Here is a 21793-nt window from a genome sequence, read left to right on the forward strand (position 1 = left end):
CCAAGAAGTCAGCCACAAGGAGACCGAACCGTGAAGAGCGCCGTGGAGACCCTGAACCCGACTCGGGTTCGGCTCAGCATTGAGGTGCCCTTCGAGGAGCTCAAGGACAGCCTCGACGCGGCGTACAAGAAGATCAACCAGCAGGTCACGGTGAAGGGGTTCCGGAAGGGCAAGATCCCGGCGCGCGTCATCGACCAGCGGTTCGGTCGCGGCGCCGTGCTGGAGGAAGCCGTCAACGACGCGCTCCCGAAGTTCTACACCGAAGCGGTCAACGAGGCTGAGCTGAACGTCCTCGGCCAGCCCGAGGTCGACATCACCGAGCTGAAGGACGGCGAGACGCTGAACTTCACCGCGGAGGTCGATGTCCGCCCGACCATCGAGATCCCGGACTACTCCGGCATCGAGGTCGAGGTCGACGCCGTCGAGGTCAGCGACGAGGACGTCGAGAAGGCCGTCACCGAGCTGCGCGAGCGCTTCGCCTCGACCTCCCCGGTCGAGCGCGCCGCCCAGGACGGCGACGTCGTCACCCTCGACCTGGAGGCCAAGGTCGACGGAGAGGTGCTGGAGGACGGCATCGCCTCCGACGTCTCGTACACGATCGGTTCCGGCGAGCTGCTCGACGGCATCGACGAGGCCGTGAAGGGCCTGGAGGCCGGTGGCGAGACCACCTTCACCTCTGAGCTCAAGGGCGGCTCGGCAACCGGCAAGGAGGCCGAGGTCGCCGTCAAGGTCACCCAGGTCGCCGCGCGCGAACTGCCCGAGCTGGACGACGACTTCGCGCAGCTCGCGTCCGAGTTCGACACCCTCGACGAGCTCAAGGCCGACAGCCGCAAGCGCCTCGAGAACATGAAGCAGTACGACCAGGCCACGCAGGCCCAGGAGCGCGTCCTGGAGAAGCTGCTCGAGCTGGTCGAGGTCCCGGTCCCCGAGAAGCTGCTCGCGGACGAGATCAACACCCGTAAGCACAACCTCGAGCACCACCAGCTCGGCCAGATGGGCCTCGATCTCGAGAAGTACCTCGAGATCCAGGGCAAGACGGCCGAGGAGTTCGACGCCGAGACCGAGGAAGCCGCGGTCAAGGGCATCAAGACGCAGTTCGTCCTGGACGAGCTCGTCAACAAGGAGAAGCTGAACGTCAACCAGGAGGAGCTCACCGAGCACCTCATGCGGCGCGCCGCCTCCTCCGGCATGTCCCCCGACCAGTTCGCCCAGGCCGTCGTCGAAGGCGGCCAGGTCCCGATGCTGGTCGGCGAGGTCGCCCGCGGCAAGGCCCTCGCGGTCGTCGTCGAGGCCGCCGTCGTCAAGGACACCAACGGCGAGGTCGTGGACCTCGACGACGAGGACGAGACCGAGACGGCGACCGAGGTCGCCGCCGAGGCCACGGACGGCTCCGCCGAGGAAACCACCGAGGCCTGACCGCCCCACTAGTACGCCACGACGGGCCTCCGGGGACTTCTTGCCCCCGGGGGCCCGTCGCTTTTCAGGGGCGCGAGGAACTGCGCGAGCAACCCACGACAGGCCGCACCCGCCTATGGACCGCCCGTGGCAGACGCGTCTGCGGCTCGTAGAGGGCTGAGCGCGCAGTTCCCCGCGCCCCTGCCGGGGTCCACTGAGCCCCCGTTCAAGCCAGTGCAACGCATGCGCTCACAGCGAACAGTTCCTTCTCCGGGATTCCCCGGAGGGACCCGCGCGTTAGGGTCCATGAAGACGAGGGCAGGGGAGTCCCCGAAGCCGCCCAGAGGCGGTGTGCAGCCGCTCCCGTGGCGGTAGAGCACCGGGGTCCCACGCCCCAGCCGAAGACGTGAGACGGCCCGGCGCCGTCGTAAGACGAGCAGGTGGATACGTGACGAATCTGATGCCCACAGCTGCCGGCGACCCTATCGGTGGTGGCCTCGGCGACCAGGTCTACAACCGGCTGCTCGGCGAGCGGATCATCTTCCTCGGCCAGGCGGTCGACGACGACATCGCCAACAAGATCACCGCGCAGTTGCTGCTCCTTGCCTCCGACCCGGAGAAGGACATCTTCCTCTACATCAACAGCCCCGGCGGCTCGATCACTGCCGGTATGGCGATCTACGACACCATGCAGTACATCAAGAACGACGTGGTGACGATCGCCATGGGCATGGCGGCCTCGATGGGCCAGTTCCTGCTCAGCGCCGGCACCCCCGGCAAGCGCTTCGCGCTGCCGAACGCCGAGATCCTGATCCACCAGCCCTCGGCCGGCCTCGCCGGCTCCGCGTCGGACATCAAGATCCACGCCGAGCGGCTGCTGCACACCAAGAAGCGGATGGCGGAGCTGACCTCCTTCCACACCGGCCAGACCGTGGAGCAGATCACCCGCGACTCGGACCGGGACCGCTGGTTCGACCCGGTCGAGGCCAAGGCGTACGGCCTCATCGACGACATCATGCCCACCGCTGCCGCTATGCCGGGCGGCGGCGGCACCGGGGCGGCGTAAGCCCCTCAGCGCTCCCCAGGGCGGCGCGGGCCTCTCCATCGCCCCCACGGGGCGGCGCAGGGCCTTCAGCGCCCCCAGTCGACCGCCTCAGCCCTTTCCAGGCTCTTCAGGAGACACAGTGAACGACTACCCCGGCAGCGGCCTCTTCGCCCGCACGCAGGCCGAGTACACCGGTCCTCGCGCGGAGTCCCGCTACGTCATCCCGCGCTTCGTCGAGCGCACCTCGCAGGGCGTGCGTGAGTACGACCCGTACGCGAAGCTGTTCGAGGAGCGCGTGATCTTCCTCGGCGTGCAGATCGACGACGCCTCCGCCAACGACGTCATGGCGCAGCTGCTGTGCCTGGAGTCGATGGACCCCGACCGCGATATTTCGGTCTACATCAACAGCCCCGGTGGCTCATTCACGGCGCTCACGGCGATTTACGACACGATGCAGTTCGTGAAGCCGGACGTTCAGACGGTCTGCATGGGCCAGGCTGCCTCGGCCGCCGCGATCCTGCTGGCCGCCGGTACGCCGGGCAAGCGCATGGCACTTCCGAACGCCCGTGTGCTGATCCACCAGCCCTACAGCGAGACCGGCCGCGGCCAGGTCTCGGACCTCGAAATCGCTGCGAACGAGATCCTCCGGATGCGTGCGCAGCTGGAAGACATGCTGGCCAAGCACTCGACCACGCCGATCGAGAAGATCCGCGAGGACATCGAGCGCGACAAGATCCTCACCGCTGAGGACGCGCTGGCGTACGGCTTGATCGACCAGATCATCTCCACCCGGAAGATGAACAACAACGCGGTCGTCTGACGTATCCCTGTAGCATCTGCCGCTCCTTGACGCGGTTCACGACAAAGTGAACCGCGCCAAGGGGGGCCCGAACGGGGGGCTAGGCAAGGTACCGTCGGACATAAGGCAGCACCAGGAGCCGCTGGACCTAGGCGTCTCCCAGGCGAAGGGGAAGCACACCGTGGCACGCATCGGTGACGGCGGCGATCTGCTCAAGTGCTCGTTCTGTGGCAAGAGCCAGAAGCAGGTCAAGAAGCTCATCGCAGGCCCTGGTGTGTACATCTGCGACGAGTGCATCGATCTCTGCAACGAGATCATCGAGGAAGAACTCGCGGAGACGAGCGAGGTGCGCTGGGAGGAACTTCCCAAGCCTCGCGAGATCTACGAGTTCCTCGAGGGGTACGTCGTAGGCCAGGAGCCGGCCAAGAAGGCGCTCTCGGTCGCGGTGTACAACCACTACAAGCGCGTCCAGGCCGGTGAGAACAGCACGGGTCAGAACCGCGAGGACGCCATCGAGTTGGCGAAGTCCAACATTCTGCTCCTCGGCCCGACGGGTTCCGGCAAGACCCTTCTCGCGCAGACCCTGGCCCGCATGCTGAACGTTCCGTTCGCCATCGCGGACGCGACGGCGCTGACGGAGGCCGGGTACGTCGGCGAGGACGTCGAGAACATCCTGCTGAAGCTCATCCAGGCAGCGGACTACGACGTCAAGAAGGCCGAGACCGGCATCATCTACATCGACGAGATCGACAAGGTCGCGCGGAAGAGCGAGAACCCCTCGATCACCCGCGACGTGTCCGGCGAGGGCGTCCAGCAGGCCCTGCTGAAGATCCTCGAAGGCACCACGGCCTCGGTCCCGCCGCAGGGCGGACGCAAGCACCCGCACCAGGAGTTCATCCAGATCGACACGACGAACGTCCTGTTCATCGTGGGCGGCGCCTTCGCGGGCCTGGAGAAGCTCATCGAGTCGCGGGCCGGCGCCAAGGGCATCGGCTTCGGCGCGACGATCCGCTCGAAGCGGGAGATCGAGGCCAAGGACCAGTTCGAGGACGTCATGCCCGAGGACCTGGTCAAGTTCGGCATGATCCCCGAGTTCATCGGTCGCCTCCCCGTCATCACCTCGGTCCACAACCTGGACCGCGAGGCCCTCCTCCAGATCCTCGTCGAGCCCCGCAACGCACTGGTGAAGCAGTACCAGCGCCTCTTCGAACTCGACGGCGTGGAGCTGGACTTCGAGAGCGAGGCCCTCGAAGCCATCGCCGACCAGGCCATCCTCCGCAAGACCGGCGCCCGCGGCCTGCGCGCCATCATGGAGGAAGTCCTCATGTCCGTGATGTACGAGGTCCCGTCCCGCAAGGACGTGGCCCGCGTCGTCATCACCGCGGACGTCGTCCACTCGAACGTGAACCCGACACTGATCCCGCGGGACTCGCGGGGCCGCGGCCCGGGCGAGCAGAAGACGGCGTAGGCAGATCTCTTACGACGAAGGGGCCCCGGTCAACCGACCGGGGCCCCTTCGTCGTTGACGCGCGGGGTCAGATCTTGACCCGAACTTCCTTACGGAACTTGGCGGTTGTCTCGGCGGCGGCGTCGAGGTCGGCGCCCTTGCCCGCCATGATGCTGGCCATGTCCATCGAGATGGTGACGCCGAGGGTGCTGTTGTCGCCCCAGATGCACACCGGCATGCTGAACTCCGAGGGGCCGGACTCATCGGTGGACCCGGCCTCGGTGTTCGTGAACTTGGTCTCCTGGCACTTGAGGATCGCGCCGTCGAGACCCGCGGGCGTGAAGGTCTTCGGGCTGCCTACGACCTCGCCCTCGCTGTCGTCCTCGCCCGCGCTCTTCTTCATGTCGGCGAACATGGCGTCGACGGCCTTCTCCGGGTCCTCGACGGTGCCGTAGACGCCCATGAACTGGAGCATCTTCTGCGCCAGCGGGTTGCTGTCGTCCCCCGCCGTGTACGCGGCATCCACGTCCTTGGCGTCCGTGACGCCGGCGTCCTCGGCGGTCTTGAGGTCCTTCTCGTCGAAGCCGCCGGAGCTGTCCGAGCTGCTGCCCTTCGTGTACTCGTCGCTGAGCACCTTCGCGGGCGTGGTCAGCTTGTGCGGGCCGTCGTCCGCCACGTCCGAGCTGCTGCCGGTGCTGCCGAGGACCAGGTACGCCCCCACCGCGATCGCGGCGACGACCGCCACGGCGCCGATGATGAGGGCCGTCTTCTTCTTGCCACCGCCGGGCGGAGGCGGCTGCGGAACGCCGTAGGGCTGCTGGCCGTACGGGGGCTGCTGGCCGTAGGGAGCCTGGCCGTACGGCGGCGTCTGCGGCGGGCCGCCCGGGGCACCCTGCTGGGGGTAGCCGTAGCCGGGCTGAGCGGGGGGAGCCTGCTGCGGGTACCCATAGCCGGGCTGGGGGGCGGCCTGCGGCTGCTGGGGCTGCTGGCCGTAGGGGCCCGGCTGACCGTACGGTCCGGGCTGCTGGGGCTGCCCGCCGTACGGGCCCGGCTGGTTGTAGCTCATTACTGGGTTCCCCTCCAGAAGCTTATGTGTTCCTGACATCCTGGCGTACAGGTCAGGGACGCACGTCCTCGGGGGCCGCACCGTTACGAAGTAAACGCGTTTCGGGACACCCCCGTGACGCCTCTAAACTGACTCCGTGACCGACAACGCTCAGCAGCAGCCTCCAGCGCCCACCTCCGAACTGCCGACCCAGTACGCGCCGGCCGAGGTAGAGGGGAAGCTGTACGAGCGCTGGGTCGAGCGGGGTTACTTCGCCGCCGACGCGAAGAGCGACAAGCCCGCGTACACCATCGTCATCCCGCCGCCGAACGTCACCGGGTCGCTGCACCTGGGGCACGCCTTCCAGCACACCCTCATGGACGCGCTGACGCGTCGTAAGCGCATGCAGGGCTTCGAGGCGCTGTGGCTGCCGGGGATGGACCACGCGGGTATCGCGACGCAGAACAAGGTCGAGCAGCAGCTCGCCGAAGAGGGCAAGTCGCGGCAGGACCTCGGGCGTGAGGCGTTCGTCGAGCGCGTCTGGCAGTGGAAGGAAGAGTACGGCGGCAAGATCCTCGGGCAGATGCGCCGGCTCGGGGACGGCGTGGACTGGTCGCGCGAGCGGTTCACCATGGACGAGGGTCTTTCGCAGGCCGTCCAGACCATCTTCAAGAAGCTCTACGACGACGAGTTGATCTACCGCGCCGAGCGGATCATCAACTGGTGCCCCCGATGTCTGACCGCCATCTCCGACATCGAGGTCGAGTACCAGGAGGACGACGGCGAGCTCGTCTCGATCAAGTACGGGGAGGGCGACGAGACCCTCGTGGTCGCGACCACCCGCGCCGAGACGATGCTCGGTGACACCGCCGTCGCCGTCCACCCCGACGACGAGCGCTACAAGCACCTCGTCGGCAAGCGGATCAAGCTGCCGCTGACCGACCGGACCATCCCCGTCGTCGCGGATACGCACGTCGACCCCGAGTTCGGCACCGGCGCCGTCAAGGTCACCCCCGCCCACGACCCCAATGACTTCGCGATCGGCCAGCGCCACGGCCTGGAGTCGATCACGGTCATGGACGAGCGGGCGGTCATCACCGTCCACGGCCCCTTCCAGGGACTCGACCGCTTCGAGGCCCGCTCCGCCATCGTCGGCGCGCTGCGCTCGCAGGGCCGGATCGTCGCCGAGAAGCGTCCGTACGTCCACTCCGTGGGCCACTGCTCGCGCTGCCGTACGACCGTCGAGCCGCGCCTGTCCATGCAGTGGTGGGTCAAGGTCGGCCCGCTGGCCCAGGCCGCCGGCGACGCCGTCCGGGACGGCCGCGTCGCGATCCACCCCGCCGACATGTCGAAGCGCTACTTCGACTGGGTCGACAACATGCACGACTGGTGCATCTCACGGCAGTTGTGGTGGGGCCACCGGATCCCCGTCTGGTACGGCCCCGACGGCGAGGTCGTCTGCGTCGGCCCCGACGAGGAGCCGCCGAGCGGCGAGGGCTGGACCCAGGACACCGACGTTCTCGACACCTGGTTCTCGTCAGGGCTGTGGCCGTTCTCCACGCTCGGCTGGCCCGAACAGACCCCGGACCTGCAGAAGTTCTACTCGACGGACGTCCTGCTCACCGGCCACGACATCATCTTCTTCTGGGTCGCCCGGATGATGATGTTCGGCCTGTACGCGATGGACGGCGAGGTCCCCTTCAAGACCATCGCCCTCACCGGCCTGGTCCGCGACGAGCGCGGCAAGAAGATGTCGAAGTCCTTCGGCAACGTGGTCGACCCGCTGGACTGGATGGACAAGTACGGCTCCGATGCCGTCCGTTTCACCCTCGCCCGCGGCGCCAACCCCGGCACCGACGTGCCGATCGGTGAGGACTGGGTCCAGGCGTCCCGGAACTTCGCCAACAAGATCTGGAACGCCACGCGCTTCGCGCTGATGAACGGTGCGACGGTCGAGGGGCCGCTGCCGGAGGCGTCGAAGCTGTCGGCGACCGACCGCTGGATCCTGTCCCGGCTGAACAAGACCGTCGCCGAAGTCGACGCGCTCTACGACGACTTCCAGTTCGCGAAGCTGTCCGACGCGCTCTACCACTTCGCGTGGGACGAGGTGTTCGACTGGTACGTCGAGCTGTCGAAGACGACGTTCATGGCGGGCGGCGAGCCGGCGAAGGTGTCCGGCCGGGTCCTCGGTGAGGTCCTGGACGTGACGCTTCGTCTCCTCCACCCGGTCGTTCCGTTCGTGACGGAGACGCTCTGGACCACCCTCACCGGTGGTGAGTCCGTCGTCGTCGCCGAGTGGCCGAAGGACAGTGGGTTCCGTGACACCGCCGCCGAGCGGGAGATCGAGACGCTTCAGGAGGTCATCACCGAGGTGCGGCGCTTCCGTGCCGACCAGGGGCTGCAGCCCGGTCAGCGGGTGCCGGCGCGGCTGAGCCTCGACGGGACCGCGTTGGCTCCGCACGAGGCGGCGATCCGGCAGCTGCTGCGTCTCCAGCCCGAGGGCGACAGCTTCTCGGCCACGGCGACCCTGCCGGTCGGCGGTGCCACCGTCGCGCTCGACCTCTCCGGCACGATCGACGTCGGCGCGGAGCGTAAGCGGCTCGCCAAGGATCTTGCCGCTGCCGAGAAGGAGAAGGCCCAGGCGAACGGGAAGCTCGGCAACGAGGCGTTTCTCGCGAAGGCGCCGGACCAGGTGGTCGAGAAGATCCGCACGCGGCTCGCCAAGGCGGACGAGGACATCGCCCGGATCAAGGAGCAACTGGAGCGGCTGCCGGAGGCGTGACCGGGGGCGGGGGGTGGTTTTTTCGCCCCCTCCGCCCCTACCCGTCCCTTGTTCCTGGGGCTCCGCCCCAGACCCCGCTCCTCAAACGCCGGAGGGGCTAAAAATCTTTGGCGGGGGTCTGGGGGCGGCAGCCCCCAGGGGACGGGAATGGGTAGGGGCGGCGGGGGCGAAAACCCCTCCGTAGACTGACCCCGTGAGCCAGCTTCCCCCGCACGACAGCAGTGAGTCAGAGCCGCAGGATCCGTTTGGGCTCTTCGACGAGATCGTCGAAGCCGAGACCGGCCGGGATCCCGATCTCGCGGTGATCGAGGCCGGCAGCCGAACCCTGCGTACGCAGGGCGGTGGCGCGCCGGAGGCCGACGTGCCCGGCCGGCCTGCCGACCCCGAGATCGACAAGGCGTTGCGCGAGGTGGAGGCCGAGCTCGCGACCCGCTGGGGCGAGACGAAGCTGGAGCCGTCCGTCAGCCGCATCGCCGCGCTGATGGACGTGCTGGGCGAGCCGCAGCGGGCGTACCCGTCGATCCACATCACGGGCACGAACGGCAAGACGTCCACGGCCCGCATGGTCGAGGCCCTGCTCGGCGCCTTCGACCTGCGCACCGGCAGGTACACCAGCCCGCACGTGCAGTCGATCACCGAGCGGATCAGCCTCGACGGGGCGCCGATCCCCGCCGAGCGGTTCATCGAGACGTACAACGACATCAAGCCCTACATCGAGATGGTCGACGGTCAGCAGGAGTACCGGCTGTCGTTCTTCGAGGTGCTGACCGGCATGGCGTACGCGGCGTTCGCCGACACACCGGTGGACGTCGCCGTCGTCGAGGTCGGCATGGGCGGCAGCTGGGACGCCACCAACGTCATCGACGGGGACGTCGCCGTGGTGACCCCCATCGACCTCGATCACACCGACCGGCTCGGTGAAACGCCCGGTGAGATCGCCACCGAGAAGGCCGGCATCGTCAAGCAGGGCGCGACCGTCATCCTGGCGCAGCAGCCGGTGGACGCGGCGCAGGTGCTGTTGAAGAAGGCCGTCGAGGTGGACGCGACGGTGGCCCGGGAAGGGTTGGAGTTCGGGGTGGTCGCGCGGCAGGTCGCCGTCGGCGGGCAGCTGGTCACGTTGCGCGGGCTCGGCGGGGAGTACGAGGAGGTCTTCCTGCCGTTGCACGGCGCCTACCAGGCGCACAACGCCGCCGTGGCGCTCGCCGCGGTCGAGGCGTTCTTCGGAGTCGGCGCCGCGCACACCCAGCGCCTCGACATCGACAACGTCCGCAAGGCCTTCGCCTCGGTCACCGCACCGGGCCGCATGGAGGTCGTACGCCGCTCGCCGACCGTCGTCCTGGACGCCGCGCACAATCCGGCCGGTGCCCGTGCGACCGCCGAGGCCGTCAGCGAGGCGTTCGACTTCAGCCGGCTGATCGGTGTGGTGGGCGCGAGCGGGGAGAAGGACGTACGAGGGGTTCTCGAGGCCTTCGAGCCGATCTTCGCCGAGGTCGTGGTCACGCAGAACTCCAGTGATCGCGCGATGGACACGGACGAGCTGGCCGGTGTCGCCGTCGAGATCTTCGGTGACGACCGGGTGCAGGTGGAGCCGCGGCTCGATGACGCGCTGGAGGCCGCGATCACGCTGGCCGAGGAAGAGGGCGAGTACGCCGGCAGCGGTGTGCTGGTCACCGGGTCCGTCATCACCGTCGGCGAGGCCCGACTGCTGCTGGGGAGGGGCTGAACACTGTGCGTACGCTCTGTGCTTCGACGCTGATCGGCGAGTTCTTCGTCATCGGGTTCGCCGGTCTGGTCGCGATGAAGGATCCCGATCTGGCGACCTCCACGGTGTTGACGGTCTGCGGGATCCTGATGGCGCTGAGCGTCCTGCTCTGCGGGATGATCACGCGGCCCGGGGGCGTCCAGCTCGGCTGGGCCCTGCAGATCGCGCTGGTCGCCAGTGGTTTCATCGTGCCGACGATGTTCATCCTGGGACTGGCCTTCGGGGCCCTGTGGTGGGCGTCCATCCACTACGGGCGGAAGATCGACGAGGCCAAGGCCAGGTTCGCGGCCCAGGCGCAGGCACAGGGCGCGGGGCAGGCTCCGGCGGAGGGCAACGCGGGGTAGTGGCGGCCGCGTACCTCCGTACCACCTGACGCTGCGTAACACCCACCCAGACACGCCCTGTAGCCTCGGTTCCCCGCACACCATGTGATCGAAGGAGCCATCAAGTGAGCCAGCGCACCCTCGTCCTTCTCAAGCCCGACACCGTCCGTCGCGGCCTGACCGGCGAGATCATCAGCCGTATCGAGCGCAAGGCGGGCTGGCAGATCACCGCGCTGGAGCTGCGGACGCTGGACCAGGACACGCTGGAGCAGCACTACGGCGAGCACAAGGGCAAGCCCTTCTACGAGCCGCTGGTGGAGTTCATGGCGTCGGGTCCTGTCGTGGCGCTCGTCGTCGAGGGCGACCGGGTCATCGAGGGCGTGCGCGCGCTCGCCGGGCCCACCGACCCGATCGCCGCCGCCCCCGGCTCCATCCGTGGCGACTTCGGTGTGATCGTCCGCGAGAACCTGATCCACGCCTCCGACTCCGAGGAGTCCGCCGAGCGTGAGCTGAAGATCTTCTTCCCCGGCCGCGGCTGAACCGCCGGGTCCGAAGCGGGCCGAGCACCGAACCGCAGGCACCGGGCCGTAAGTATTTCGAGAAACTTTCTGAGGGGGCGTCAGCCCCACTCGGGTGTCTGACCTGGGGCGGCCGTGGATTTCCGGCCGTCCCGTGGCATATGCGTGCCGATCGGGGGAACGCGTACCCCCGATGGCCCGTCTCCAGGAGCGGGGCGGCGTCTCATCTGCTGACAATGGCGAAGACCCTCGCGCAGTGTTCGTGCAGGCGCGTCTACGATGGAAGCCTTCACGTCACTGCACCCACCTCGCCGTCCTAAAAAGCCGTCAAAGCTCCACTTGGGAAGGCCAGACGAATCCTGATGGGGAACTCAATGTCGTTCATCGGCCGTGACATGGCTGTCGACCTCGGGACCGCCAACACGCTGGTGTACGTCAGGGGTCGCGGGATCGTACTCAACGAGCCGTCCGTCGTCGCGATCAACACCAACACCGGTGGAATTCTCGCGGTCGGCGCGGAAGCGAAGAAGATGATCGGGCGGACCCCTGGCAACATCGTTGCCGTGCGTCCGCTGCGGGACGGTGTGATCGCCGACTTCGAGATCACCGAGCGCATGCTCCGCTACTTCATTCTGAAGATCCACAAGCGGCGCTATCTCGCCCGCCCCCGTGTCGTCGTCTGTGTGCCCTCGGGCATCACGGGCGTCGAGCGCCGTGCCGTCATCGAGGCGTCGTCCCAGGCCGGGGCGCGCCAGGTGCACATCATCGAGGAGCCCATGGCCGCGGCCATCGGTTCCGGCCTGCCGGTCCACGAGGCCACGGGCAACATGGTGGTGGACATCGGCGGCGGCACCACGGAGGTCGCGGTCATCTCGCTCGGCGGCATCGTCACCGCCCAGTCCATCCGCGTCGCGGGCGACGAGCTGGACAGCTCGATCATCCAGCACATCAAGAAGGAGTACTCACTTCTTCTCGGTGAGCGGAGTGCCGAACAGATCAAGATCACGATCGGTTCGGCGTACGACCTCGACAATGACGAACACACCGAAATCCGCGGCCGGGACCTCGTGTCCGGGCTGCCCAAGACCGTCGTCATCTCCGCGGCCGAAGTGCGCAAGGCCATCGAGGAACCGGTCAACTCGATCATCGACGCCGTGAAGACGACTCTCGACAAGTGCCCGCCGGAGCTGTCCGGCGACATCATGGACCGCGGAATCGTTCTGACCGGCGGCGGAGCCCTGCTGCGCGGTCTCGACGAGCGGCTGCGCCGCGAGACCGGCATGCCGATCCATATCGCGGAGGACCCGCTGGACAGCGTTGCGCTCGGCGCCGGTAAGTGCGTCGAGGAGTTCGAGGCGCTGCAGCAGGTTCTGGACGCCCAGCCGCGCAGATGAGGTAACTCTTCGATTCCGCCGTACGAGATGCACCCTTCTCGTACGGCGGATCGTTGATATTCAGGCATAAGCTCCCCCATAACATCCTCAACACCCTTGGCATTTCTGCTCGGGGTGCGCCCCTGTTGACCCACGAAGGAAGGCACGGCCGCCGCACGTGAGGGACACACGAGAGAGCCGGCTGCTCCTGGTGCTGCTGATCGCCATCGCGTTCGCTTTGATCACGGTGGACATCCGCGGTGGCGAGGATTCACCGGTCGACGGTGCCCGGGGGGCCGCCGCCACGGTCTTCGGCCCGATCGAGAACGGGGTGGCGTCCGCGGTCGACCCCGTCGGCAACGCGATCGCGGCGGTCCGCGACTCGGGCGAGCGGCACGACCGCATCGCCCAGCTCGAGAAGGACAACGCGGCCCTGAAGGTGAAGCTCGGCAGCGACGACCGCAACAGCAGCCGGCTCACCCAGCTGGACAAGATGCTGAAGACGGCGGGCGCCGGCCAGTACGGCATCAAGGGCGCCGAGGTCATCGCGATAGGAGCGGCCCAGGGCTTCTCCTGGACCGTCACGATCGACGTCGGCTCCAGCGACGGCATCACCCGCGACATGACCGTCCTCAACGGAGACGGACTCGTCGGGCGCGTCACCACCGTCGGCCCCAACACCGCCACCGTGCTGCTCGCCAACGACCCCGACTTCACCGTCGGCACGCGCATGGAGTCCACCGACGAGCTCGGCTTCGCCTCCGGGCAGGGCGACCAGCCGTTCCGCGTCGAACTCCTCAACGGCAAGGCCAAGATCAAGAACGGCGACCGTCTGGTCACCTTCGGCTCGCAGGCCGACAAGCCCTTCGTGCCCGGCGTCCCGGTCGGCGTGGTCTCCCGCGTCGACCCCTCCGGCGGCGACCTGACCCGCACCATCTACGTCAAGCCGTACGTCTCGTTCACGAAGCTCGACATCGTCGGCGTAGTCGTCGAGGCCCCCAGCAAGGACCCGCGCGACGCCGTGCTGCCGCCGAAACCGAAGCCAACGCCCACGCCGACGGTGACCGTGACGGTCACCCCCTCGGCGCTCGTGCCCGTCGACGGCCAGCAGCAAGAGCAGTAGGAGCCGAACCCCCATGCGTTTCAACCGGATGCTGCTCTCCACCACCCTGGTGGTTGTCGCCCTGGTGATCCAGGTGAGCGTCCTCGCCCGGCTCCACCTCCCGGGCGCCGTCCCCGACCTGCTGCTCCTCACCGTGCTGGCCCTCGCCATGGTCTACGGCCATGTCGGCGGCGCCCTCATCGGCTTCGGCGCCGGCCTCCTCGCCGACCTCGCCCCGCCCGCCGACCACGCCGCCGGGCGCTACGCCCTCGTGCTGTGCGTCATCGGCTATCTGGCGGGCCTGGTCAAGCCCGAGAGCGGCCAGCTCAAGTCCGCGACAGGACCGATGGCCGTGGTCGTCGCCGCCGCGGTCGGATCCACCCTGCTGTACGCCGGAGTCGGCGCCCTCGTCGGCGACACCTCCGCCCGCCATGTGGGCCTCACCGGGCTGCTGTTCACCGCCGCCCTGTACGACCTGCTGCTCGCGCCCTTCGTGGTCCCCGGGCTGATGGCCCTGGCCAGACGCGCCGAGAACGATCCGCTCGCCGAGGCCAATTCGGGCGGCAAATCGGGCGACGTCGCCTCGGGCTGGCTGTCGTCCGGCACCGGGCTGCGCATCGGCAGCCAGCGCGGGGGACTGCGGGTGAAGGCCGCCAAGGCACGCGTCGCCCGGGCGGGACGCATCAAGGGGGTCAAGCGGCTTTGAGCACGCACCAGTTGGTGGCCCGGTCGGTGGCCCGGCCACACAGGTTCACCGTGTACTCGTATGACTCGTACGCACACTGAGAGGGGGAGGCAGCAGCAGTGACCAACATCCCCGAGACCGGTCGGACCCCAAGGGTCCAGATCCGACTCGTCGTCATCCAGATTCTCGTACTCTCCCTCCTCGGCACCCTCGGCGGACGCCTCTGGTACCTCCAGATCCGCAACGGCGACGAGTACGCCAAGGAAGCATCCGGCAACCATGTCCAGCAGGTCGTGAGTCCCGCCGTACGCGGCTCGATCCTCGACGCGCGCGGGGTGCCGATCGCCGACAACGAGACCCGGCTCGTGGTCTCCGCCTCGCGCACCGACCTGCTGAAGATGAAGGACGACGGCAAGGCCGTCCTCACCAAGCTCGCCGCCGTCCTCGGCATGAAGCCCCAGGACGTCATGGAGAAGGTCCGCCTCTGCGACGCCAAGACGCCGCAGCCCTGCTGGAACGGCTCGCCCTACCAGCCGATCCCCATCACCGACGAGGCCACCGCCAAGCAGGCCCTGCAGATCCGCGAACGCTCCGAGGACTTCCCCGGCATCACCGCCGAGCCCGAGGCCGTACGCCGCTACGCCGCACCCGGCGGCGCCAACACCGCCCAGGTGCTCGGCTACCTCTCGCCCGTCACCGACGACGAGATCACCAAGGCCGAGGACAGCGACTCGCCGTATCTGCGCTCCGACCAGGTGGGCCGCTCAGGCCTGGAGCGCCAGTACGACCAGGAGCTGCGCGGCAAGGCGGGCGTCACCCGCTACGAGGTCGACAACCTCGGCCGCGTCATCGGACAGGCCGAGAGCGACGCGGCCGAGCCCGGTTCGAACGTCGTCACCAGCATCGACGCACGCGTGCAGAGGGTCGCCGAGTACCAGCTCAACGAGGCGATGAAGGACGCCCGTGACGTGTTCGACAAGAACACCGGCGAGAACTACAAGGCGGACTCCGGGGCCGTCGTGGTGATGGAGGCCAAGACCGGCCGCGTCGTCGCCATGGCCTCCAACCCGACGTACGACCCGAACGCCTGGGTCGGCGGCATCTCCGGCAAGGACTACGCCCAGCTCACCGGCAAGACCTCCAACTACCCGCTGCTCAACCGCGCGATCCAGGGCCAGTCGGCCCCCGGCTCGATCTTCAAGGTCGTCCCCACGGCCGCCGCCATCAACGCGGGCTACTCCTTCGACGGCCCCTACGAGTGCTCCAGCTCGTACTCCATCGGCGGCCAGACCTTCAAGAACTTCGAGACCAAGGGCTACGGCCCGATCAGCCTCGGCCGGGCCCTTGAGGTCTCCTGCGACACCGTCTTCTACCGCCTCTCGCACGAGGAGTGGAAGAAGGACGGCGGCATCGACCCGAAGGGGAAGCCGAACGACTGGTTCTACAAGACGGCCCACCAGTTCGGCCTCGGCGCGGAGACCGGCATCGACCTCCCCAACGAGGTCACCGGGCGCATCCCCGACCGCCAGTGGAAGGAAAGCTACTGGGAGGCCAACAAGGACTCCTGGTGCAAGTACGGCAAGAAGGGCGGCACGTACGCCGAGCAGATCGCGTACGAGAACTGCCTCGAAGGCAACAAGATGCGCGCCGGTGACTCCGTCAACTACTCCATCGGCCAGGGCGACACCCTCGTCACCCCGATCCAGATGGCCGCGATCTACGGAGCGATCTCCAACGGCGGCACGCTGTACGAGCCCACCGTCGGCAAGGCCATCGTGAGCGCCGACGGCAAGAACGTCGAGGAGATCGCGCCGAAGGCGAACGGCAAGCTGCCGATGACGTCCAAGACGCGCGACGAAATAGACGGTGCCCTCGCGGGAGTCGCGACGCAGGGTACGGCCGCCTGGCGATTCGGCGGCTGGCCGCAGGACGAGATCCCGATGCACGCCAAGACGGGTACCGCCGAGGTCTACGGCAAGCAGACGACCTCGTGGTTCGCCACGTACACCAAGGACTACACGGTCGTCATGACCATCTCCCAGGGTGGTACGGGCTCCGGCGCCTCGGGCCCCGCCGTGCGCAACATCTACAACGCGCTCTACGGCGTCTCCGCGGACGGCACGATCGACAGCAAGAAGGCGCTGCTGCCCACCCCGCAGAAGAGCCTGCCGAAGATCCAGTCCGACGGTTCGATCGACGCCCCGAAGATCGAGAAGTACGACCCGGAGAAGGAGCAGGCCAGCGAGACCGAGGCGCTCGGCGGGATCGACGGACAGCTCCCGGGCGCGACGGTCTCCTCGCCGTCGGCGGAGAACCGTGACACCCGACGGCGCAGAGCCCGAGGGTGCGGCAGGCGCAGGACGACCGGGAATCGGAGACTGCTCACATGACCGGCGCGAACAACTTCTCCGTCTCCGGGTACGGACCCGAACGCGGCAGCCTCTCCCGGTTGTTCGCCCGTGACTCGCTGGCCCGGCGGCTCGACTGGCCGATACTGTTCTCGGCCATCGCGCTCTCGCTCATCGGCTCGGTCCTCGTCTACTCGGCGACCCGCAACCGCACCGAGATCAACCAGGGCGACCCGTACTACTTCCTGATCCGCCACCTCATGAACACCGGCATCGGCTTCGGCCTGATGGTCGGCACGGTCTGGCTCGGCCACCGCACCCTGCGCACCGCCGTCCCGATCCTCTACGGCCTCTCGGTCGCCCTGATCCTCGCGGTGCTGACCCCGCTGGGCGCCACGGTCAACGGCGCCCACGCCTGGATCGTGCTCGGCGGCGGCTTCTCGCTCCAGCCCTCCGAGTTCGTGAAGATCACGATCATCCTGGGCATGGCGATGCTCCTTGCGGCCCGCGTGGACGCCGGCGACAAGCCCTATCCCGACCACCGCACGGTCCTCCAGGCGCTGGGCCTGGCCACCGTCCCGATGATGATCGTCATGCTGATGCCCGACCTCGGCTCGGTCATGGTCATGGTCATCATCGTGCTGGGTGTACTGCTCGCCTCCGGCGCGTCCAACCGCTGGGTGTTCGGACTGCTCGGCGCCGGCGCGCTCGGCGCGATCGCGGTCTGGCAGCTCAAGATCCTCGACGAGTACCAGATCAACCGCTTCGCCGCCTTCGCCAACCCCGAACTCGACCCGGCAGGCGTCGGCTACAACACCAACCAGGCCCGTATCGCCATCGGTTCCGGCGGTCTCTTCGGCACCGGCCTCGGCAAGGGCTCGCAGACCACCGGCCAGTTCGTCCCCGAACAGCAGACGGACTTCGTCTTCACCGTCGCGGGCGAGGAACTCGGCTTCGTAGGCGCCGGACTGATCCTGGTGCTCCTCGGCGTCATCCTGTGGCGCGCCTGCCGTATCGCCCGCGAGACCACCGAGCTGTACGGCACGATCGTCGCCGCCGGCATCATCGCCTGGTTCGCCTTCCAGTCCTTCGAGAACATCGGCATGACCCTCGGGATCATGCCGGTCGCGGGGTTGCCGCTGCCCTTTGTGTCGTACGGAGGCTCATCGATGTTCGCGGTGTGGGTGGCCGTGGGGCTGTTGCAGTCGATCAGGGTGCAGCGGCCGATGTCGGCCTAGGTGGTGCTCGGGTGTCGCCCCGGAAAACATGAGGCGACACCCGGGAAAACGACAAATGTGGCCGAGATGGCAAGTCCGGACACATGGGGGACTGCCCCCGGGCCGTAATCGCGTCTAGATTCGGTTCATGGCGGACACGAAGCGCGAGATCGAGCGGAAGTACGAAGGTCCCGCGGCCGAGGGTGACGCGGGCCTGCCAGAACTGACGGGCGTCGCGGGGGTCGCGTCCGTCATCGACAAGGGCGTCGCCGAGCTCGACGCCACGTATTACGACACGGCCGACCAGCGGCTAGCCGCCGCCTCGCTCACGCTGCGCCGCCGCACCGGCGGCTCCGACGCCGGCTGGCACCTCAAACTCCCCGTCTCCCAAGACGTCCGCGACGAGATCCAGGCCCCGCTCTCCGACGACCTGCCCCGCTCGCTGAGCGGCCTCGTACGCTCCCGGGTGCGCGACGCCGAGCTCGTCCCCCTCGTACGCCTGCGCTCCGCCCGCGACATCCGCCACCTCGTCGACGACTCCGGCGCACTGCTCGCCGAGGTCAGCCTCGACCGCGTGCGCGCCGAGCGGCTCAGCGGCGGCGAGGGCACCGCCGAGTGGACCGAGATCGAGGTCGAGCTCGCGGACGACGGCGACCCCGCCTTCCTCGACAAGGTCGAGAAGAAGCTCCGCAAGGCGGGCCTGGTCCGCTCGTCTTCGGCGTCCAAGCTGGCGAAGGCGCTGGCGGAGACCGCGCCGAAGACGAAGGGCAAGAAGCCCAAGCCGCCCGCGCCGGAGACGGAACCGGTCACTGCGGGCGACCACGTCCTCGCGTACATCCGCGCCCAGCGCGACGCGATCGTCGAGCTGGATCCCGCCGTCCGCCGCGACGTCTACGACTCCGTGCACAGCCTGCGCGTCGCCACCCGCCGGATGCGCAGCGCCTTCCGCTCGTACGGCAAGGTCCTCGACCGCATCGTCACCGACCCGATCGGCGAGGAACTGAAGTGGCTGGCGGGCGAGTTGGGCGTCGACCGCGATCAGGAAGTACTCACCGAGCGGCTGACGCAGTCCCTCGCCGACCTGCCGCGCAATCTGCTCTCCGGGCCCGTCCGCACCCGGCTGCGCACCTGGTCGCACGCCCGCAGCTCCGGCTCCAGGCGCCGTCTGATCGCCGTACTCGACGGGAAGCGCTACCTCGACCTGCTGACCGCGCTCGACGCGATCGTCGCGGATCCGCCGTTGCTCAAGGCGGCGGCGGGCGACCCGTCGACGGTGATCGCGAACGCTGTACGCAAGGACTTCAAGAAGGTCTCCGACCTGATCGAAGAGGCTCTCGACCGGCCGTCCGGCGCGGACCGCGACTTCGCGATGCACGAGGCCCGCAAGAAGGCCAAGCGCACCCGGTACGCGGCCGAGACCGCCGCGCCCGCCCTGGGAAAGCCGGCCGCCGACCTGGTCAAGTCGATGAAGTCCCTGCAGACCCTGCTCGGCGACCACCAGGACAGCGTGATGGTCCGCGAGGCCGTGCTCGGACTCGCGGCCCAGGCACACGCGGCGGGGGAGAACGCCTTCACGTACGGGGTGCTGTACGGGCGGGAGGAGCAGCGGGCCGCGGCGGCCGAGGCGGCTCTGCCGGAGGCCTGGGAGACGATCGTGGGCCGGGCGGCCGTCTGATCGCGGGGCAGGCGGGGGCGGGGTCCTGGTCCGGCGGTGCGGCGGGTGCCTCGGGCCGCGTTAGGCTAGATGGTCACCTCTGTCAGCCAGCCCTGGCAGCACAGTCAGCTCCCTCTGCTCCCTCAGCTCACGAAGGTTTGCCAGATGCCAGCCGAATCGGTCTTCCCGCAGCTCGAAGCTCTGCTCCCGCATGTGCAGAAGCCGATTCAGTACGTCGGCGGAGAGCTCAACTCCACTGTCAAGCCCTGGGACGCCTGTGACGTCCGCTGGGCGCTCATGTACCCCGACGCGTACGAGGTCGGACTGCCCAACCAGGGCGTCATGATCCTTTACGAGGTGCTGAACGAGCGCGAGGGCGTCCTCGCCGAGCGCACGTACAGCGTGTGGCCGGACCTGGAGGCGCTGATGCGCGAGCACCGGGTGCCCCAGTTCACGGTGGACAGCCACCGCCCCGTGAAGGCCTTCGACGTCTTCGGCCTGTCCTTCTCCACGGAGCTGGGCTACACGAACATGCTGACGGCCCTTGACCTGGCGGGCATCCCGCTGGAGTCCAAGGACCGCACGCTCGACGACCCGATCGTCCTCGCGGGCGGCCACGCGGCCTTCAACCCGGAGCCGATCGCCGACTTCGTCGACGCGGTGATCATCGGCGACGGCGAGCAGGCCGTCCTCGACATGACGGACATCATCCGAGCCTGGAAGTCGGAGGGCCGCCCGGGAGGACGTGAAGAGGTTCTCTTCCGCCTCGCGAAGACGGGCTCCGTCTACATCCCGGCGTTCTACGACGTCGAGTACCTCACCGACGGCCGTATCGCCCGCGTCGTACCCAACAAGTCGGGCGTCCCGTGGCGGGTGTCCAAGCACACCGTCATGGACCTCGACGAGTGGCCGTACCCCAAGCAGCCCCTCGTCCCGCTCGCGGAGACGGTCCACGAGCGGATGTCGGTCGAGATCTTCCGCGGCTGCACGCGCGGCTGCCGCTTCTGCCAGGCGGGCATGATCACCCGCCCGGTGCGCGAGCGCTCGATCACGGGCATCGGCGACATGGTGGAGAAGGGCCTCAAGGCGACGGGCTTCGAGGAGGTGGGCCTGCTGTCGTTGTCGTCGGCCGACCACTCGGAGATCGGCGACATCGCCAAGGGCCTCGCGGACCGGTACGAGGAGGACAAGATCGGCCTGTCCCTCCCGTCGACGCGAGTGGACGCCTTCAACGTCGACCTGGCCAACGAGCTGACGAGGAACGGCCGCAGGTCCGGCCTGACCTTCGCGCCCGAGGGCGGCTCGGAGCGCATGCGCAAGGTCATCAACAAGATGGTCTCCGAAGAGGACCTGATCCGGACGGTCTCCACGGCGTACGGCAACGGCTGGCGCCAGGTGAAGCTGTACTTCATGTGCGGCCTGCCGACGGAGACGGACGAGGACGTCCTCCAGATCGCCGACATGGCGATGAAGGTCATCGCCGAGGGCCGCAAGGTCTCCGGCCAGAACGACATCCGCTGCACGGTGTCGATCGGCGGCTTCGTGCCGAAGCCCCACACCCCGTTCCAGTGGGCCCCGCAGCTCTCCGCCGAGGACACCGACGCCCGCCTCACCAAACTCCGGGACAAGATCCGCGGCGACAAGAAGTACGGCCGCTCCATCGGCTTCCGCTACCACGACGGCAAGCCCGGCATCGTCGAGGGCCTGCTCTCCCGCGGCGACCGCCGCATCGGCGCGGTCATCCGCGCCGTGTACGAGGACGGCGGCCGCTTCGACGGCTGGCGCGAGCACTTCTCGTACGACCGCTGGATGGCCTGCGCCGAGAAGACGCTGCCCGCCTTCGGCGTGGACGTCGACTGGTACACCACCCGCGAGCGCACCTACGAGGAAGTCCTCCCCTGGGACCACCTCGACTCCGGCCTCGACAAGGACTGGCTCTGGGAGGACTGGCAGGACTCCCTCGACGAGACCGAGGTCGAGGACTGCCGGTGGACGCCGTGCTTCGATTGTGGCGTGTGCCCGCAGATGGACACTTGGCCACAAGTAAGTAACAGCGGGAAGAAGCTGCTACCGCTGGCGGTCAAGGGCGCCGCGGGCAGCGGACACGCTCACTGACGTGAGTGAGGGGTTGCGGCGCGTCGTGGAGGTGCTGGGGGACGGCAGCGAGGAAGAGGTGGCTGCTGTCCTGAGGGTGCTTGGCGCTCGGAGTGAGCGGCAGGGGATCGTGCGGGAGGCGCCGAGAACGCCTCTGCCGCTGCCTGGGGGCTCTTCTACCGTTCACTCCGAGGTGGAGTGGGT

Annotated in this window: 16 protein-coding genes; 15 read left to right on the forward strand and 1 reads right to left on the reverse strand. The window is 68.3% G+C overall.

The features are described from left to right. Window positions 1–30: 30 nt before the first annotated feature. From tig to clpX, 4 genes are all read left to right on the forward strand, one after another. Window positions 31–1416 (forward strand): trigger factor, encoded by a 1386-nt coding sequence (tig, locus tag OG246_RS16560; protein WP_266462268.1) that lies wholly within the window; start codon window positions 31–33, stop codon window positions 1414–1416. A 439-nt stretch (window positions 1417–1855) separates the two neighbouring features. Beyond that, on the forward strand, window positions 1856–2461 hold the full coding sequence (locus OG246_RS16565; RefSeq protein ID WP_266464267.1) for an ATP-dependent Clp protease proteolytic subunit: 606 nt from the start codon (window positions 1856–1858) through the stop codon (window positions 2459–2461). A gap of 118 nt (window positions 2462–2579) precedes the next feature. After that, on the forward strand, window positions 2580–3260 hold the full coding sequence (locus tag OG246_RS16570) for an ATP-dependent Clp protease proteolytic subunit (RefSeq protein ID WP_266462270.1): 681 nt from the start codon (window positions 2580–2582) through the stop codon (window positions 3258–3260). Window positions 3261–3420: 160 nt separating this feature from the next. Further along, window positions 3421–4707: an ATP-dependent Clp protease ATP-binding subunit ClpX gene (clpX, locus tag OG246_RS16575; protein ID WP_266462273.1), complete on the forward strand. Its 1287-nt coding sequence runs from the start codon at window positions 3421–3423 to the stop codon at window positions 4705–4707. Between the two features lie 67 nt (window positions 4708–4774). On the opposite strand, the gene OG246_RS16580 is transcribed toward clpX, so the two are convergent. Further along, window positions 4775–5752, reverse strand: a complete 978-nt coding sequence (locus OG246_RS16580) for a hypothetical protein (RefSeq protein WP_266462276.1) — start codon at window positions 5750–5752, stop codon at window positions 4775–4777. Between the two features lie 136 nt (window positions 5753–5888). Between OG246_RS16580 and OG246_RS16585 the strand changes: the two genes are divergently transcribed. The 11 genes from OG246_RS16585 (at window position 5889) to OG246_RS16635 (ending at window position 21610) form a co-directional block, all read left to right on the forward strand. After that, window positions 5889–8513: a valine--tRNA ligase gene (locus OG246_RS16585; protein ID WP_266462279.1), complete on the forward strand. Its 2625-nt coding sequence runs from the start codon at window positions 5889–5891 to the stop codon at window positions 8511–8513. A gap of 193 nt (window positions 8514–8706) precedes the next feature. Continuing rightward, the gene (locus tag OG246_RS16590; RefSeq protein ID WP_266462283.1) at window positions 8707–10236 is read left to right on the forward strand and encodes a folylpolyglutamate synthase/dihydrofolate synthase family protein; all 1530 of its coding nucleotides are present in this window, start codon (window positions 8707–8709) and stop codon (window positions 10234–10236) included. A 5-nt stretch (window positions 10237–10241) separates the two neighbouring features. Then, complete coding sequence (locus OG246_RS16595; RefSeq protein ID WP_266462286.1) at window positions 10242–10619, forward strand: DUF4233 domain-containing protein; 378 nt, start codon at window positions 10242–10244, stop codon at window positions 10617–10619. Between the two features lie 104 nt (window positions 10620–10723). Beyond that, window positions 10724–11137 carry a nucleoside-diphosphate kinase gene (gene ndk / locus OG246_RS16600; RefSeq protein WP_266462288.1) on the forward strand — a complete coding sequence of 138 codons (414 nt, stop codon included), beginning with the start codon at window positions 10724–10726 and terminating at the stop codon, window positions 11135–11137. Between the two features lie 353 nt (window positions 11138–11490). Beyond that, window positions 11491–12510: a rod shape-determining protein gene (locus OG246_RS16605; protein ID WP_266462291.1), complete on the forward strand. Its 1020-nt coding sequence runs from the start codon at window positions 11491–11493 to the stop codon at window positions 12508–12510. A gap of 157 nt (window positions 12511–12667) precedes the next feature. Next, a complete protein-coding gene (gene mreC / locus OG246_RS16610; RefSeq protein ID WP_266462294.1) occupies window positions 12668–13612 on the forward strand; it encodes a rod shape-determining protein MreC in 945 nt (314 codons plus the stop codon). Window positions 13613–13625: 13 nt separating this feature from the next. Beyond that, window positions 13626–14297 carry a rod shape-determining protein MreD gene (mreD, locus tag OG246_RS16615; protein WP_266462297.1) on the forward strand — a complete coding sequence of 224 codons (672 nt, stop codon included), beginning with the start codon at window positions 13626–13628 and terminating at the stop codon, window positions 14295–14297. A 98-nt stretch (window positions 14298–14395) separates the two neighbouring features. Continuing rightward, entirely contained in the window at window positions 14396–16666 is a 2271-nt protein-coding gene (gene mrdA / locus OG246_RS16620) for a penicillin-binding protein 2 (RefSeq protein ID WP_266462300.1), read from the forward strand. Further along, window positions 16663–17862 (forward strand): rod shape-determining protein RodA, encoded by a 1200-nt coding sequence (gene rodA, locus OG246_RS16625; RefSeq protein ID WP_266462303.1) that lies wholly within the window; start codon window positions 16663–16665, stop codon window positions 17860–17862. Before mrdA ends, rodA begins: the two co-directional genes overlap by 4 nt. A 127-nt stretch (window positions 17863–17989) precedes the next feature. Next, complete coding sequence (locus OG246_RS16630) at window positions 17990–19516, forward strand: CYTH and CHAD domain-containing protein (RefSeq protein WP_266462306.1); 1527 nt, start codon at window positions 17990–17992, stop codon at window positions 19514–19516. Between the two features lie 144 nt (window positions 19517–19660). Further along, window positions 19661–21610, forward strand: a complete 1950-nt coding sequence (locus OG246_RS16635) for a TIGR03960 family B12-binding radical SAM protein (protein ID WP_266462309.1) — start codon at window positions 19661–19663, stop codon at window positions 21608–21610. Window positions 21611–21793 lie beyond the last annotated feature (183 nt).

It is taken from the genome of Streptomyces sp. NBC_00620 (assembly GCF_026341825.1).
GTDB lineage: Bacteria > Actinomycetota > Actinomycetes > Streptomycetales > Streptomycetaceae > Streptomyces.

Excerpts from the sequence above, each read along its gene's own strand:
- OG246_RS16635 (WP_266462309.1), top strand. The coding sequence starts at position 19,661 with ATGCCAGCCGAATCGGTCTTCCCGCAGCTCGAAGCTCTGCTCCCGCAT.
- OG246_RS16565 (WP_266464267.1), top strand. The coding sequence starts at position 1,856 with ATGCCCACAGCTGCCGGCGACCCTATCGGTGGTGGCCTCGGCGACCAG.
- OG246_RS16605 (WP_266462291.1), top strand. The coding sequence starts at position 11,491 with ATGTCGTTCATCGGCCGTGACATGGCTGTCGACCTCGGGACCGCCAAC.
- mreD (WP_266462297.1), top strand. The coding sequence starts at position 13,626 with ATGCGTTTCAACCGGATGCTGCTCTCCACCACCCTGGTGGTTGTCGCC.
- OG246_RS16580 (WP_266462276.1), bottom strand. The coding sequence starts at position 5,752 with ATGAGCTACAACCAGCCGGGCCCGTACGGCGGGCAGCCCCAGCAGCCC.
- OG246_RS16630 (WP_266462306.1), top strand. The coding sequence starts at position 17,990 with ATGGCGGACACGAAGCGCGAGATCGAGCGGAAGTACGAAGGTCCCGCG.
- rodA (WP_266462303.1), top strand. The coding sequence starts at position 16,663 with ATGACCGGCGCGAACAACTTCTCCGTCTCCGGGTACGGACCCGAACGC.